This window comes from Parafrankia irregularis, assembly GCF_001536285.1.
Taxonomy (GTDB): domain Bacteria; phylum Actinomycetota; class Actinomycetes; order Frankiales; family Frankiaceae; genus Parafrankia; species Parafrankia irregularis.
Genome location: NZ_FAOZ01000020.1, coordinates 1 through 15,412, shown reverse-complemented (window position 1 = coordinate 15,412; position 15,412 = coordinate 1). Strand labels below are relative to the sequence as shown.

The 15,412-nt window shown below is 71.4% G+C and carries 13 protein-coding genes and 1 pseudogene; 5 read left to right on the top strand and 9 right to left on the bottom strand.

Going from position 1 to position 15,412, the window contains the following annotated elements; translation table 11 throughout:
- Positions 1–8 precede the first annotated feature (8 nt).
- The 6 genes from AWX74_RS25040 to AWX74_RS25015 form a co-directional block, all read right to left on the bottom strand.
- Positions 9–2,000 (bottom strand): lipopolysaccharide biosynthesis protein, encoded by a 1,992-nt coding sequence (locus AWX74_RS25040; RefSeq protein WP_091281740.1) that lies wholly within the window; start codon positions 1,998–2,000, stop codon positions 9–11.
- Positions 1,993–2,646, bottom strand: coding sequence for an acyltransferase (locus tag AWX74_RS42135; RefSeq protein WP_091281737.1), 654 nt, complete (start codon positions 2,644–2,646; stop codon positions 1,993–1,995). Before AWX74_RS42135 ends, AWX74_RS25040 begins: the two co-directional genes overlap by 8 nt.
- On the bottom strand, positions 2,636–3,775 hold the full coding sequence (locus AWX74_RS25030; protein ID WP_091281733.1) for a DegT/DnrJ/EryC1/StrS family aminotransferase: 1,140 nt from the start codon (positions 3,773–3,775) through the stop codon (positions 2,636–2,638). The genes AWX74_RS42135 and AWX74_RS25030 overlap by 11 nt, the downstream gene beginning before the upstream one ends.
- Positions 3,776–3,847: 72 nt before the next feature.
- The gene (locus tag AWX74_RS25025) at positions 3,848–5,071 is read right to left on the bottom strand and encodes a DegT/DnrJ/EryC1/StrS family aminotransferase (RefSeq protein ID WP_091281730.1); all 1,224 of its coding nucleotides are present in this window, start codon (positions 5,069–5,071) and stop codon (positions 3,848–3,850) included.
- On the bottom strand, positions 5,068–6,105 hold the full coding sequence (locus tag AWX74_RS25020; RefSeq protein WP_091281727.1) for an NAD-dependent epimerase/dehydratase family protein: 1,038 nt from the start codon (positions 6,103–6,105) through the stop codon (positions 5,068–5,070). The genes AWX74_RS25025 and AWX74_RS25020 overlap by 4 nt, the downstream gene beginning before the upstream one ends.
- The gene (locus AWX74_RS25015) at positions 6,102–7,151 is read right to left on the bottom strand and encodes a Gfo/Idh/MocA family protein (RefSeq protein ID WP_091281724.1); all 1,050 of its coding nucleotides are present in this window, start codon (positions 7,149–7,151) and stop codon (positions 6,102–6,104) included. Before AWX74_RS25015 ends, AWX74_RS25020 begins: the two co-directional genes overlap by 4 nt.
- Before the next feature lie 504 nt (positions 7,152–7,655).
- Between AWX74_RS25015 and AWX74_RS25010 the strand changes: the two genes are divergently transcribed.
- The 3 genes from AWX74_RS25010 (at position 7,656) to AWX74_RS25000 (ending at position 10,957) form a co-directional block, all read left to right on the top strand.
- A complete protein-coding gene (locus tag AWX74_RS25010) occupies positions 7,656–9,047 on the top strand; it encodes an MFS transporter (RefSeq protein WP_207550412.1) in 1,392 nt (463 codons plus the stop codon).
- Positions 9,048–9,062: 15 nt separating this feature from the next.
- Positions 9,063–10,214, top strand: coding sequence for a TolB-like translocation protein (locus AWX74_RS25005; protein ID WP_091281720.1), 1,152 nt, complete (start codon positions 9,063–9,065; stop codon positions 10,212–10,214).
- 197 nt (positions 10,215–10,411) lie between these two features.
- Entirely contained in the window at positions 10,412–10,957 is a 546-nt protein-coding gene (locus AWX74_RS25000) for a YdcF family protein (RefSeq protein WP_242666405.1), read from the top strand.
- A 55-nt stretch (positions 10,958–11,012) separates the two neighbouring features.
- Here the strand turns inward: AWX74_RS25000 and AWX74_RS24995 are convergent, their stop codons facing one another.
- Positions 11,013–11,699, bottom strand: coding sequence for a YdcF family protein (locus AWX74_RS24995; RefSeq protein ID WP_091281716.1), 687 nt, complete (start codon positions 11,697–11,699; stop codon positions 11,013–11,015).
- Between the two features lie 13 nt (positions 11,700–11,712).
- A complete protein-coding gene (locus tag AWX74_RS24990; protein ID WP_091281712.1) occupies positions 11,713–13,008 on the bottom strand; it encodes an ABC transporter substrate-binding protein in 1,296 nt (431 codons plus the stop codon).
- Positions 13,009–13,237: 229 nt separating this feature from the next.
- Here AWX74_RS24990 and AWX74_RS24985 point away from each other — a divergent pair, with 229 nt between their 5' ends.
- Together AWX74_RS24985 and rsmA are read left to right on the top strand one after the other, a co-directional pair.
- Positions 13,238–14,062 carry a TatD family hydrolase gene (locus AWX74_RS24985; RefSeq protein ID WP_091281710.1) on the top strand — a complete coding sequence of 275 codons (825 nt, stop codon included), beginning with the start codon at positions 13,238–13,240 and terminating at the stop codon, positions 14,060–14,062.
- On the top strand, positions 14,056–14,979 hold the full coding sequence (gene rsmA, locus AWX74_RS24980) for a 16S rRNA (adenine(1518)-N(6)/adenine(1519)-N(6))-dimethyltransferase RsmA (protein ID WP_397313114.1): 924 nt from the start codon (positions 14,056–14,058) through the stop codon (positions 14,977–14,979). Before AWX74_RS24985 ends, rsmA begins: the two co-directional genes overlap by 7 nt.
- A 193-nt stretch (positions 14,980–15,172) precedes the next feature.
- Here rsmA and AWX74_RS40180 read toward each other — a convergent pair.
- Positions 15,173–15,412: pseudogene (locus tag AWX74_RS40180) on the bottom strand (IS110 family transposase); the annotation flags it as partial.

The window sequence follows — 15,412 nt, the reverse complement described above, 5'->3', positions numbered from 1 at the left end:
CGGACGGCTCACCAGGACCTGTGGGAGTCGCCCGCGGCGGAGCCGCCGGAGGCCTGCCGGATCAGCCCGCGCATCGGGGCGACGATGGCCAGGTAGACCAGGGTGCCCGCGGCCCCTCCGATCAGGACCTGCAGCACCGGTACGGTCGTCACCAGCGGGCCGAGCTGGGCGACGGCCGCGAAGGCGATACCCCCGAGCACCGGCCTGACCAGGAGCCGGGCGACCTTCGACAGGCGAAAGCCGAGCCCGCGCAGCGCCAGGGTGAAAACCGGCAGCACGATCACCACGGCGACCCCGAGATGCCCGATGGCGACCCCGCGCACGCCGTCCAGATGGGCACCGACGGACAGCGCGGGTACCAGGGCGACCAGCCAGATCACCTGGAGTCGCACCATCGTCCGGGCCTTGCCGACGGCGACCAGCAGGTCGTCGGTGATCTCGACGGCGACCCGGATGATGGACAGCAGCGCCAGCAGGCGCAGCGCCTCCGCCGCCGGTACCCACTCCTCGCCGTAGACGGCCTCGATGGCCGCCTTTCCCAGTACGACGAGCAGGACGCACACCGGAACGGTGGCGGCGACCAGCAACGCCAGCGACCGGGCGTAGACGTACCGCAGCCGGGAGGGCTCGGCGACGAGCTGGGAGAACCCGACCAGGCTGACCCGCCGGACGGCGAACGAGAACATGTTGACCGGCCAGCTCGAGAGGTTGAAGGCCTGCGCGTAGAAGCTGACCAGAACCGGGCCCAGTATGCGGGCGGCGATCATCGTGTCGACGTTCAGCATGCAGACGGTCAGGATGGCGGAGCCGCTCAGGGGTACGCCGTCGGCCGCCAGCCGCCTGGCCATGTCACGGCGGAACCCTGGGCCCGGCCGGCGCGGCGCGAGTATGAAGATCACGGCGGCGCCGAGCAGGTTGCCGCTCAGTCGTCCGATCACCAGCGCCCAGACGCCCATCCCGCTCGCGACGAGCCCGATGGACAGCCCGGCCCAGGCGAGCAGGTTCGCGGTGTCGGCGATGGTGCGCCGGCCCTGCGCGTAGGAACGGGTCAGCAGGGCGGTCGGCACCGCCGCGGTGGCGTCGATGAGAATCGTCAGCGCGAGGGCGCGCAGAACCCAGGACGCGTCGGGAATGTTCGCCAGCTCGGCGATCAGGGGCGCGGTCACGAAGAAGACCGAGTAGAGGCCGGCGCTGAAAATCATGATCAAGGTGACGCCGGTGCGTTCGACCTCGCGGATGTCACCTTCCCAGCGGATCAGGGCGGTGGTCATCCCGGCGTCGTTGAGGCTCATGAGCAGCTGCATCGAGGCCAGTGCGATCGTGAAGATGCCGAACTGCTCGGGTACCAGCATCCGGGCCAGCGCGATCCCGATGATCAGCACGCCGGCCCGGGAGATGACGTTGTTGAGGAAGCTCCAGCCCAGGCCCTTGCGGACCTTGCTGCTCAGCTCGGCGTCCGGGGTCTCGGCGGCCCGGCGCCGGTTGACGACGGGGCCGAGATCCGCCGGCCGCAGGGCGAGTGCGCCCGTGCTCGACCGCTGGTGGGAAGCGAAATTATTGATCATCATCGTTGGCTCGGCGTCCTGCCGGACCAACGCGTCCCTCCCGCGCCCATGCGCCGCGGGTTCCCCGGGACCCACCTGCAGCAGTGCGTCCGGGCCGGTGCTCGGCCCGGACGTCGCTGGCTGGCGGATCACCAGGACAGTGCGTTCGATGTCCTCTTCCGGTGGCTCTCGGTTGGGAGGGAGTCCCGGTCGGGTCACCAGGACGGTGCGTTCGATGTCCTCCTGCGGTGGCTCTCGGTTGGGAGGGAGTCCCGGTCGGGTCACCAGGACGGTGCGTTCGATGTCCTCCTCCGCCGGTTCCCGGCCCGCCGCGGTGTCGAGCTGGGCCGGATCCCAGGCGAGGGTGACTGTTCTTTCCTGATCTTCCGCGGAAGGCCGACGGCCGCGGGGTGACGGCGGACCCGACGTGCTGTTCTCGTCGGACGGATCAGGCATGATCCGTGACGACGCCGCCGCTGGCGGAGTCCATGCGGTGGCGGGTGCCGCAGGAGCAGGCCAGGTCGTCGCCCAGGCGCTCGCCGCAGGCACACATCCAGCCGATGTGCCGGGCCGGGTTGCCGACGACCATGGCACCCGGAGGCACGTCCCGGATCACCACGGTGCCAGCGCCGATGAAGGCGTTCTCGCCGATGGTGACGCCGCAGACGATGGTGGCGTTCGCCCCGATCGTGGCCCCGGATCGGATGACGGTGGGGAGCAGGTCGTCGCTGGTCTTCTTGACGGTGGCCCGCGGGTTGTAGTCGTTGGTGAAGACGGCGTTCGGGCCGAGGAACACGTCGTTCTCGACGGTCAGGCCGTTGAACAGCGCCACGTTGTTCTTGACCGTCACCCGGTCGCCGAGGCGCACCTCGGACTCGACGAACGCGTGGTCGCAGATGTTGCAGTCGGCGCCGATCACCGCCCCCGGCAGGACGTGCGCGAACGCCCACACCCGGGTGCCGGGCCCGACCTGGTCGCTCTCGCACAGCGCCGCCGGGTGGACGAACGGTGCCCGCACCCCGCCGGCAGTGGTTGCCGCGCCGTCAACCGCGCTGCCAACCACACCGTCAACCGCGCCGTGAACCGCCACGTCAGCTGTCATTGTCGACCAACGCCTTCATCAGGGTTTCCACGACGCGCTGCTGCTGGGCGTCAGTGATCTCAGGATAGATCGGCAGGGAGAGGATCTGCCCCGCAAGCAGATCCGTGACCGGGCACGGCCGGGGAGCATGGTCGGCGAAGGGCACGGTGCGGTGGATCGGCTGCGGGTAGTGGACGCCGGCGCCGATCCCGGCGGCCTGCAGCCGTCCCAGCACGCGGTCGCGTTCCGGAACCCGGATGACGTACAGGTGCCAGACGTGCACGTTTCCTGGCGCGACCTGCGGCCGGCCGAGGTCGATGCCGAGGGATTTCTCCGCGTCCGAGAGCAGCAGGTCGTAGCGGGCCGCCGCGGTGCGGCGTGCCTCGTTCGCCTCCGCGAGCCGGCGGAGCTTGGCCCGCAGGACCACGGCCTGCAGGGTGTCCAGGCGCGAGTTGAAACCAAGGTGGGTGTGCTCGTACTTGGTCAGGCTGCCGTGGCAGGAGATCGCCCGCATGGTCGTGGCGAGGTCGGCGTCGTCGGTGAGGGCCGCGCCGGCGTCCCCGTAGGCACCGAGGTTCTTGCCCGGGTAGAAGCTGGTCGCGGCCGGCCCGGCGGAGCCGATGCCGGCGCCGTCGCGGGTGGCGCCCTGGGCCTGGGCCGCGTCCTCGACGATCGCGATCTCCCGCCCGCCGATGACCTCCTGGACCTGCTCCAGCGCGGCCAGCTGCCCGAACAGGTGGACGGGAATCACGGCGCGGGTGCGGGCGGTGATGGCCTCGGCGACCCGGGCCGGGTCCACCAGCTGGTAGGTCTCGTCGGCATCGACCAGGACCGGCCGGGCCCCGGCGCGCGAGACCGCCTCAGCGGTGGCGATGAAGGAGTTCGCGGGCAGGATCACCTCGTCGTCGGGGCGAGTGCCGACGCCGAGGGCGCGCAGCGCGAGCTCGATCGCGTCGGTGCCGTTGCCGACCCCGACACAGTGCTGGCGACCGCTGAAGGCGGCGAACTCCCGCTCGAACTCGGTGACCGGGGCGCCGCCGATGAAGGATGTGGTGGCGAGCACCTGGGCGAAGCCCGCCGCGACCTCGTCCGCAACCGCGTGGTGCGCGGCCGCGAGGTCCACGAAGGGAATTCTGTCGACCGTGGTCATCTGGCTGCCGTCCTTCCAACCGTCCGGGCCGTTCGGGCGGTCATGGCCGTCCGGACGGCTGCCGCAGTCGCTTCAGTCATCGCCCTGGCCGTTGCTCGGGCTCGCGGCGGAGCCGTGTGCCGCCGCGCGCAGGGACGCCACCACCCTCGCCACGTCGTCCTGGGTCATCTCGTGGAAGAGCGGCAGGATGACCGTCCGGTCGGTGAGCCGCTCCGTCACGGGAAGGTCGACCTCACCCTGCTGGGCGTAGGCCGGCTCCCGGTGCGCGGCCATGATGCCCCGCCGGGCCGAGATTCCGTCCCGCAGCAGATGCTCGAGCAGCCCGTTGCGGGTGCAGGGGAAGCCGTCGGCCAGCTCGACCCAGAAGGACTGGTAGTTGGCCGTGCCGTAGGCCGGGTCCGCGCACACCCGAAGGCCGGGCACGTCGGCGAGGGCCTGCTGGTAGTCGGCGGCCAGCTCCCGGCGCCGTGCGATCAGCTCGTCCAGGCGGCGCATCTGCACGAGCCCGATCGCGGCCTGGACGTCGGTCATCCGGTAGTTGTAGCCGGTCTCGGCGTAGTCCTCGATCACGATGCGGCTGCTGCTGTGCCGGTCCGCGGCGCTCACGGTCATGCCGTGCTCGCGCAGCCGCCGCGCCCGTGCCGCCCACTCGGGACGGTCGGTGACCAGCGCGCCACCCTCCCCGGTCGTGAGCAGCTTGCGGGGGTGGAAGGAGTACGCGGCAAGTGTGGCGTCGCCGCCGACGGGCCGGCCCAGGTATGTCGAGCCGATCGCGCACGCCGAGTCCTGCACGAGCTCGAGACCACGGCGAAGGCACAGGGCGCGGATCGGTTCGACGTCCAGGGGCATGCCGCCCTGGTCGACAGCGATCACCGCGCGGGTCGCGGGGGTCAGCGCCGCCTCGACCGTCGCCGCCGTGACGTTCTGCGTGATGGGATCCACGTCGGCGAACACCGGACGGGCTCCCACGTAACGGACCACATTGGCCGTGGCGATGAACGACAGCGACGGCACGACGACGTCGTCGCCGGGCCCGGCACCCGTGAGCACCATCGCCAGGTGCAGGGCGGTGGTGCAGCTGGAGACGACGACGGCCTCGTCCGCGCCGAGACGCGCGGCCAGCGCTCGCTCGAACTCCGCGACGCGCGGGCCCTGGGCCACCCAGCCCGAACGGACCGCGGCGGCGGCGGCCTCGGCCTCCTCCTCACCCAGCCACGGCCGCATGACCGGGAGCATGGCTGGCGCCGCTGGTCTGGCTGGCGCGGCGGCGGTCGGTATCGCCGAATCCGGGCTCATCGGGCGGATCCCGCGGTGGCGGTGTTGGCGGTGCTGTCGCCGGCGCTGCCGCTGGTGGTGGTACCGCTGGCGGTGGTGCCGAGCCCGCGCCACCAGCTCACCAGCTCACGCAGGCCGTCCTGCAGGCCGATGGAGGCGACGAAGCCGAGGTCGTCCCGGGCCCGGGAGATGTCGGCGAGGCGACGGGGCACCGGGTTGGTCTTGCGCTCCGGCCCGAACTCGGGCTCGAGGTCGCTGCCCATCGCCTCGCAGAGCGCACGCGCGAGCTCCAGCAGGCTCGTCTCCTGCCCGCTCGCGATGTTGTACACCTGGTCCGACACGTCGGAGCGGGCGGCGGCGATATTGGCCCGGGCGATGTCGACCGCGTGGACGAAGTCCATCGTCTGGCTGCCGTCACCGAAGATCAGTGGTCGTTCACCGCGCTCGATGCGCTCCATCCAGCGGATCAGGACCTCGGTGTAGGCGCCGTGGGCGTCCATGCGCTGCCCGTAGACGTTGAAATAGCGCAGGACCACGTAGTCGAGGCCGAACATGTCGTTGAAGCTGCGCAGCAGGGACTCGTTGAACAGCTTCGCCGCCCCGTAGATGGTGCGGTTGTCGTACGGGTGGTGGTTCTCCGCGGTGGGGAACTGCTCGGCCAGCCCGTAGATGGAGGCCGAGGAAGCAGCCACCACCCGGCTCACACCCGCCTCGACCGCGGCCTCCAGGACGTTGAAGGTTCCGGTGGCGAGGACGTCGTAGGCCAGCCGCGGTTCCTGGGCGCACTGGGTGATGCGAATCGCGGCCTGGTGAAAGAGGAGGTCGACCCCCGCCATGGCCTTGGCGACGGTGTCGGCGTCGCGCACATCACCTTCGATGACGGTGACCAGGCCCGATTCCAGCGCAGCGGCGATGTTCTCGTGCCGGCCGCGGGTGAAGTTGTCGAGGAGGACAATCTCGGCGGGCTCGTGCGGAATCAGCTGGTCGGTGATGTGTGACCCGATGAGACCGGCGCCGCCGGTGATGAGAACACGACGACCGGCGATCTCGGTCATGCGGGGAGACCTTTCCCTTCGGTTGGCAGCGGGACCGCCTGGCCGCCCTTTGCGGCACTTTCGGCGGCGGCTTCGAGCATTCTCAGGACCCGGAGCCCCGAGGAGCCGTCGGTTCGCGCCGGGCGCCCCTCGCGGATCGCGTCGGCGAACTCGGTGACCACACCGCGCAGTGCCTCCGTCTCGGCGAGGGCGGGGGCCACCATGTCGCCGACCCGGTAGGAGACGAGCCGGCGGGCCCGGTCGTCCAGCGGGCGTTCGCTGATCTCGACGCCCTTGTCGTAGATGCTGAGCCGCTGGGACGGCTCCAGGTCATCCCACACGATCATCTTGCGGGAGCCGCCGACCACGGTTTTCCGGATCTTAGTGGGGCTCAGCCAGTTGACGTGGATGTGCGCGATCCCGCCGCCCCGCAGAGGCATCGTGAGATACCCGACGCAGCTGCGGCCGGCGTTCACGGGATCCGCGCCGAGGGCTGTCACGGACAGCGGCGCGAATTCCGCCGGCAGTACGAAGTCGAGGATGGACAGGTCGTGCGGTGCGAGATCCCAGAACACGTCGACGTCCGGCTGAATGAGGCCGAGATTGATGCGTACCGAGTCGATGTACTGGATGTCGCCGATCTCGCCGCTGTGGGTGAGCTCCCGAATCCTCATGACCGACGGCGTGTAGCAGTACGTGTGGTCGCACATCAGCACGACCCCGGCGGCCTGCGCGGCCGCGACGAGTTTCGCGCCGTCCGCGGCGGTCGCCGCCAATGGCTTTTCGACCAGGACATGGCGCCCGGCGTCAATGGCGGCGAGAGTCAGCTCCGTGTGGCTGGCGGCCGGCGTCGCGATGGCGACCGCGGCGACCTCCGGATCGGACAGCACCTCGCCGAGATCCGCGGTCACCCGCACGTCGCCGAGGTGCCCGGCCACCGCCCGGGCCCGATCGGTGTCGAAGTCACAGACCCAGCGCAGACGCCATGATCCCGAGCTCGCGAAGTTGCGAACCAGATTCGGGCCCCAGTAGCCGGCGCCGATCACGGCAACCCCTAACGGTTGCACAGAAAATCTCCTTCACGTGGATTCAGGTGTCACTGAGCCTTTTCCGTCTCACGGGTGAACCGCCGGCCACGGCGCAGGTCCGAAGCCGACGGCGAAAAAGGCTCACCGCTCATGTGGGCACCACAGCATTCACGGACGGGAGTGGAAAACATGCGGTTTCGCATGGAAACTATTTAAAAAAGGGTGACCAATGGTCTGTTGTGGGCCACGGTCTCCCGTCAGGTCTCGCCGTGCCGCGCAAAATCATTTCCATGCGCGACCGGCCGGCGGCGCAGAAGGGCGCCGCGCCTCGTTGCACATCCCCCCATGTGGCATCCCCCCATCCCGGGGTACTGTAGCATTCGTCCACGAAGATCGTGATGGGGACGGAATCCTGACCCGGTCAATCCGTTTCTCCCCATGGTGGCGCGGCGGCCCGGCTTGGCGCGGGTGTCCGGCGGCGTGGCAATGGGTGGCCCGGGCGCTCGTCGGAGCGAGCTGTGCACCGGGCAGGGGGGCAGCATTGTGTACACGGTTTCGCCGTCGCCGGTAGGCAAGGACGCCGACGATGTCGCCGCCGATGCCGACGAGGAGCCCGGCGGCACCCCTGCGATCCGCAACCCGGCTACGGATGGCGAACCCGCCGCCGCGCGGCGTGGCCGGCTGCGCGGAGTCGGCCCGACGGTCGTGCTCCTGGGGCTGACCAGCCTTCTCACCGACCTGTCCACGGAGATGGTCACCGCCGTTCTTCCGCTCTACCTTGTCGAGCGACTGGGCTTCACTCCGTTTCAGTACGGCCTCGCCAACGGCCTTTACCAGGGAGCCAGTGCGGTCAGCCGGCTGGTCAGCGGTTTCGTCTCCGACCGGTTCCACCGGCACCGCGATGTCGCCGCGACCGGCTACGCGATGTCGGCCGCCGCGAAGGTCGTCCTGGCGGCGGGCGGGGTGAGCCCGGGGACGCTGTCCGGCGCGTTGGCCGCGGACCAGATCGGCAAGGGCCTGCGCACCGCTCCCCGCGACGCGATGCTGTCGCTGTCGGCCCCCGCTTCCAGACTGGGGTTCGCCTTCGGCCTGCACCGCGCGATGGACACCGTCGGTGCGATGCTCGGGCCGTTCGTCGCGTTCGCGTTGCTCGCGGTGTCTCCGGGTTCCTATGACCTGGTGTTCGTGCTCAGCGCGTGCATCGGGCTGGTCGGCGTCGCCGTGATCGTCCTGCTCGTCCGCCCGCCGTCCGCCCGCCCGTCCGCCCGCCCGGCCCGGCCGACGGCGCCCGGACGGGGTGCCGGCCGGGCGCCGTCGGCCGGTGCGACGTTCGGGCTGCTGCGGGCCCCGGGCTACCGGCGGCTGGCCTGTGTCGGAGTCGGGCTGGCGCTGTGCACGATCGGCGACGGGTTCGTCTACCTTCGGCTGGAGCAGCGGCTCGATTTCGCCATGGCCTACTTCCCGCTGCTGGCCGCCGGGGTCTACTGCGTCTACCTGGTCCTGGCGCTTCCCCTGGGACTGCTGGCCGACGCTGTGGGCCGGGGAAGGGTCTTCGTCGGTGGCTACCTCGCGCTCAGCGGTGTCTACCTTGTGCTCTGTTTCGCCCAGCCGGGGATGCTCGGGCTGATCGCGGTGCTGGTCATGATGGGCGCCTACTACGCGGCGACCGACGGTGTCCTCGCCGCGGCGGCGAGTGCGCTGATCCCCGCGGAGCTTCGCACCGGTGGGCTCGCGCTCGTCCAGACCGGGGTCGCGCTCGCCCAGCTCGCAGGCTCCGTCGCCTTTGGTGCGTTGTGGACGTGGCGTGGGCCGGACACGGCCTTTCGCTGGGCGGTGCTGGCGGGCCTGATCGCGATCGTGCTGGCCGTTGTGGCGTTGCGTGGTGCGGGTGGGGGCCGGCGCACGGCCGGGCCTGCGAGAGTCAGAACCGGGTGAAGGAGCGAGGTCACCGTGGGTGAGAAGGCCGTGGGTGAGAAGGAGGCCGCAGGGGTGGTCAGCGCCGACCCGTCGGACGAGCCGGACGAGCCGGACGAACCGGACGTGCCTGATGCGCCGGACGCACCGTCGTCGCGGTCGCGTGGGGCCGTCGCGGCGTTCCTGATCATCCTGATCGGCTGCCTGCTGGTGGGCACCGGCTACATCGTCCATGTGCTGCGCCGGGACGCCGATCTCAAGGCGGACCGAGCGGAGGCGGTGCGCAACCCGGCCGCGGAGCTTGATCCGTCCAACCTGCGCGGTGATCCCCGTGTGATCTTCCGGTCCACCGCGCGGGACAGTACCTACGGCCTGGTGTCGATGGTTCCGCTGGACGATCCTGGCGGGGTGCCGGCCGTGACCCGGCTGTCCTGCGACCGCGTCGACGTCCGCGGTGAGATCGGCCTGTGCCTGAGCTCGGACCGGGGCTTCGTCACGACCTACCAGGCCTTCCTGTTCGACGCCGACTTCCACGTGCTCCACTCCTTCCGGCTGACCGGCGTGCCCAGCCGGGCCCGGCTGTCGGCGGACGCGCGGCTGGCCGCGGTCACCGTGTTCGAGACCGGTCACTCGTACGCCGGCCCCGCCTTCTCCACCGCCACCACGCTGTACGACGTGGTGAACCGCAAGGAGCTGGGCAACCTCGAGCAGTTCGCGATCTACCGGGATGACAGGCGCATCAACCCGGTGGACCAGAACTTCTGGGGAGTGACCTTCGCCGCGGACGACGACACGTTCTATGCCACGCTGTCCACGGAGGGGACGACCTACCTGGTGCGGGGGTCGTTGCGGGCCCGCGAGGTGCACACCCTGACCACCAACGTGGAGTGCCCCTCCCTGTCGCCCGATGGCACCCGGGTGGCCTTCAAGGAACGGGTCGCCGGTGACGGGCCGGTCCGATGGGTCGCGACCGTGCTGGATCTGCGGACGATGCGCCGGACGCACCTGAGCGACACCCGGTCGGTCGACGACCAGATCGCCTGGTATGACAACGAGACCATCGCCTATGGCCTTCCACGCGACGGTGCCGACGCCGCGATCACCGACACCTGGGTCGAGCCGGCCGACGGCTCCGGTAAGGCCCGCATCCTGGTGGCCAAGGCGTGGTCCCCGGCCTTCCGCGGCTGACGGCGCGGCCGGGCGCTGACGGCGCGGGCAGCGGCGTGGCCGGGGCCGACGGTGGCGCGGGCAGCGGCGCGGCTGGCGGCGTCCCGGATCGTGGGGGTTCGGCGGCGGCGCGTGGCAACAGTCGGCAGACGTGAAAGAGAGCACTCCGCACCGTGGCTCGGGCGCCCTGGGCGGCGTCTAACGTCACGGTGGTGATCGTGGACGCACAGCAGCAGCGAAGATCGCGGCGGCGGCTGGCGATTCGCTACGGGGTGCTCGGTGTCGCGCTCCTGTTCGTCCTGACGACGGTGCGGATGATCGTGTTCCCGAAGATCGACGACCCCCGCCCGGTGGACGCGATCTTCATGCTCGGGGGCCCCGGGAAGCGCCTGGACAGGACGATCGAACTCGCGCGCTCGGGAATCGCTCCGGTTGTCGTCATCTCCCTGCCGGGTACCAACCGGTGCCCGGACACGGCTCGGATCGGGCGCGAGCTGGAGATCATCTGCTTCTGGCCCGACCCCAGGACGACCCAGGGTGAGGCTCAGGAAGCCGGCCGGCTGGCGCGGGAGCGCGGCTGGAACTCGATCCTGTTCGTCACCGACCGTTCCCAGGACAGCCGGGCCCGGCTGCGCATCGGCCGCTGCTACGACGGCGAGGTGCTCGTGGACGTCGTCGAGACCCCGCTGCGTGACTGGCCGTACCTTTTCGCCTACCAGGTGGCGGCGACCGTCAAGGCCGTCGTCTGGCAGCGCGACTGCTGAGGGCATCCCGCAGCGCGGGCGGGCCGGCGGGCCGGCGGCTCCGGCGGCTCCGGCGTCAGCAGTCGCGCTGCAGAACCAGCGCCTTGACCATCGCGGCCCACTCGTAGGCGATCATGTACGGCCACATCAGGTGGGGCGGCGACACCGGGCTCATGAGGATCTGCCCGGAATAGCAGCGCTCGAGCCGCAGCCGTGCCCGGGTCACCTGGGTCGTCGACGTGACCACGAGGATCGACCGCCAGCCGTACCGGGCGGCCGCGTCGGCCGTCCAGCGGGATTCGCCCTGGGTGGTGAGCGGATCCGGCGCGAAGCAGATGACTTCGACGTTCGGGATCGGCGGCGGGCAGGGGTCCTCCGCGGTGGGCACCGAGACGGCGAGGGTGGGCGCGTACCCGGCCCGGGCCAGGCTGACCGCGTACTCGAACCGGCCAGAGCTGCCGGCGAACATGACGATGGCATCGACCGAGGCTGGATCGTCGCGACGGGGGAGGACGAACAGCCGGACCGTCGAGCCGAGGAACAGCAGACTGACGACCCCGAGCGTGACGATCGTGGCGGCGCGACGCCGCCCGCGAGCCCGGCCCGGAGCGGAACGGCCCGGGGCGGAACGGCCCGGGGCCGACTGGTCCGGGGCCGACTGGTCCGAGGCGGACTGGCCGGGAGCAACTGCGCCCTCGGTGGCCTGGCCCTGGGGTGGAACCTGCGGGCCGGGCGGTGCCGACGGGGAGGGCGGTACCGACATCCGGGCCCCTCTCTCAGCTCGGCCGCTGCGTGGTGCCGAAGCCACCGGTTCCCAGACCGGGACGCGGCCGGCCGAGGCCGAACGGCCGGGTCTGCGTGCCCTGCGTGGGCAGGGGAAGTGTCCGCTCAGGAACCCCGCCGGCCGGCGCATCTGCCCCCGGCGCGCCGCCCGTGTCGCCCACGGGGCCGGACGCCCCCCGTGCGCCCAGGGTGTCGTGCCCGCCGGGGAGGCCACCCGGGGGTGGTGCGTTCCAGCGCGGATGATGGAACGGCGCACGGGCCGCGTCCCGGGGCCAGACCGTCCAGGACGCACCGGACTGCCACTGGACGATCGGCACCTGGTGACCGACCTGCAGCCCGGTCGCCTCGTCGAGCCGGAAACGGCCCAGCAGGGTCGTCGTGTCCAGCCCGCGCGCGGCGGCGAGCAGCGCGGTGTCGCCGACGCCGCCGCAGCGGCGGATGCAGCGGCCGAGAATGAGCCCGGCGACGTACGCCCAGGCCGCGGTCTCCGTCGGAGCGGCGTGATGCAGCGCGGTGAAGTCCGCGGAGAACTGGCGCGCGGTCGGCCCGGTTCCGGCCTCGGCGATGTCGTCCGGGGCCCAGCTCGCCGGGGCCAGCAGGCCCTCCCGCAGCGCGCCCAGCGTCGCGGTCGCCTCGGCGCTCACCGCGGTGGAGAACGCCGCGGCTCGCCACGAGCGACGCAGCAGGACGTTGGCGATCTCCAGCTCGTCCTCGGCGCCCGCGTGGACGATGAGGACGTCCGCCGGTGGCAGCGGCCGGGCGGCGGTGGCGCCCCGCCCGGCGGGGAAGACGTTGGAGGTGACCTCGAAGCGCTGGGCGCGTGCCGCGGCCTTGCACACCGAGGTCAGCTCGACGGCCATCTCGCCGGAGGCCAGCAGCGCGACCCGGCGGGCCTGCCGGTCGACCGAGCGGATCGCCGCCAGCACTCCGCGTGGCCAGGTTGAGGCCGGTGCCGCGACGTTCACCACGTGGGGGAACGACTGGCGGACGAAGCGGGTGGACGCGGCGCCGGCGTTGAACACGAGCCGGCCGGTGGCGCCGAACGCCGCCGCGGCTGCCCGGGAGCCGACCGGGCCGAAGATCGCCGCCGGCTCGGCGGCCGCCGCCGAGCGCATCGCGCGGACCGGGTCAGGGTAGGCGTCGTAGGCCGTGACGGCGATCTCATCCCAGGGCGGTGGTAGCCGTTCGTCACGTGCCCAGAGCGTCATTCCCCGCAGCGTTGCCAGGCCACCGGCCGCGTCAGGGCCGGTCAGCGGCGTGACCAGCGCTACGGGAAGTGTTGTCGTCATTGGAAAAAGCCCGTGAGGTCAAGCACTCCTTCAGAATCGCACGGCCGCGGGCACCGCCGGGCCGGCGGTGCCCGCATAGCCTTCTCGATCTCACGGGCCACGGTCTCCGGATGCCGCGAGTCCGAGTCGACGGTGGAGAAGGCTCTAAGATCTGGTCCGGGGGTGGTGACGTCCGCCCTGGCATCGACGACTGATTCGATGGGTGAATCGACCGGTGAGGAGCGGCCTGGTGGCGAGGAACTCCGGCCGGGTCGGCGACCTTCCGCCGCCGCCTGAGCCGCTGGCCGTGCCCGCGGTCGACGCGCACTGCCATCTCGATCTGATGGACGCGTCGGTCGACGAGGCCATCGCCGCGGCACTCGCGGTCGGCATCACCCGGATGGTCACCGTCGGCATCGACCTGCCGACCAGCCGGTGGCAGGCCGAGATCGCGGCCGCCCATCCCGAGGTGCGCGCGGCCGTCGCGATCCATCCGAACGAGGCCGCGGCCGGAGTCGACGAGGCCACGTTCGAGGCACTCACCGCGCTTGCCCGCGCGGACGGCGTCGTCGCGGTCGGGGAGACCGGCCTGGACTACTACCGCACCCCGCCGGAGCAGCACGCGGCCCAGCAGGAGAGCTTCCGGCGGCACATCGCGATCGCCAAGGACACCGGCCGGGCACTGATGATCCACGATCGCGAGGCGCACGAGGACACACTGCGCATCCTGGCGGAGGAAGGCGCGCCGGAGCGGGTCGTGTTCCACGCCTTCTCCGGCGACGCGGAGATGGCCAAGGTCTGCGCCGACGCCGGCTATGTGATGTCCTTCGCGGGCAACGTCACGTTCAAGAACGCCGAGGCGTTGCGCGAGGCCGCCGCGGTCGCCCCGCAGGATCTGCTGCTGGTGGAGACGGACGCGCCCTACCTCACCCCGGTCCCGTGGCGGGGCCGGCCGGGCGGGCCGTACCTCGTCCCGCTGACCCTGCGGCTGCTCGCGCAGACGCGCGGCACGGCGGTGGACGAGTTCGCCGCCGCGATCGCGGCCAACGCGGAACGGACCTTCGGACCCTGGTAGAGATCGAGGCGCTGCTCTCGCCGGCCGACATCCGGGAGCTCGCGCAGTCACTGGACCTGCGTCCGACGAAGAAGCGCGGCCAGAACTTCCTGGTCGACCCGAACACCGTCCGCAGGCTTGTCCGCCTGGCCGAGATCGGCCCGGACGACGTGGCGCTGGAGGTCGGGCCCGGGCTCGGCTCGCTCACGCTCGGCCTGGTCGCGCAGGCCGGCGCGGTGGTTGCGGTCGAGGTCGACCCGCTGCTCGCCGCGGCCCTGCCCGAGACGGCGGCGGCCCGGCTGCCGGCCGCGCTCGCACAGCGGCTGCACGTCGTCGAGGCCGACGGTCTGCGGGTGCGGCCCGCGGACCTGCCCGCGGAGCTCGCCGCACCGACGGTGCTGGCGGCGAACCTGCCCTACAACGTCGCGGTGCCGCTGCTGCTCGGCCTGCTCGAACGGTTCCCGACGATCCGCCGGGGCCTGGTCATGGTGCAGGCGGAGGTCGCGGACCGGCTCACCGCGTCACCGGGTGGGCGGATCTACGGGGTGCCGAGCGTGAAGCTCGCCTGGTACGCCCACGCGCGCCCGGCCGGTGCGGTGCCCCGGCCGGTCTTCTGGCCGCAGCCGAACGTCGACTCGGGCCTGGTGGCCTTCACCCGACGTCCCGCCCCGGCGGGAGACGCCTCCGCCCGGGCAGAGGTCTTTGCGCTGGTGGACGCGGCTTTCGCTCAGCGCCGCAAGATGCTGCGCACGGCGCTGGCGTCGTGGGCGGGCTCCGCGCAGCGGGCCGAACAGATCATCCGTGCTGCTGGTGTCGACCCGGGTGCCCGCGGCGAAACCCTCGACGTCGAGGCCTACGTGCGGATCGCGTACCAGGCCGCCGTGGCGGGCCGAAGCGTGGCCCGAAACGTTGAGGATTCTGGTCCTTCTCGAGCGTAGCGCCGCCGCGCAGCGCGAGAAATTCACCCCAAAGGGAACAAGGGGGTCATCGGGCCGCTCGGCGATCCGCAAGAAGTGAGGATTTCGGTCGCTGCACCAGCCAAAATCCTCAAATCTGACACGAAAAACTGACGTGAGCCGCGGGTCGGGGCTTGATCGGCTGGTTGTGGCGGGTTGGGTGGGCTGGGTCCGGTCAGGCGGGGTCGAAGCGGATGGTGAGGCCGAGGGCGTTCGCTTCGCGGATCATGCGTCGCATCGCGCGTTGCGGGTTCTTCCTCGTGTGGTAGTCGGCGCCGAGGTCCTTGTGTCCGGTCCTGTCGTGCAGGACATGCCAGATCGCGACGGTGAGCTTGTGCATGACAGCGACCAGGGCCCGCTGCTTCCCCCGGCGGGTGGCGATCCGCCGGTAGAACGCCCCGTAGTAGGAGTTCTT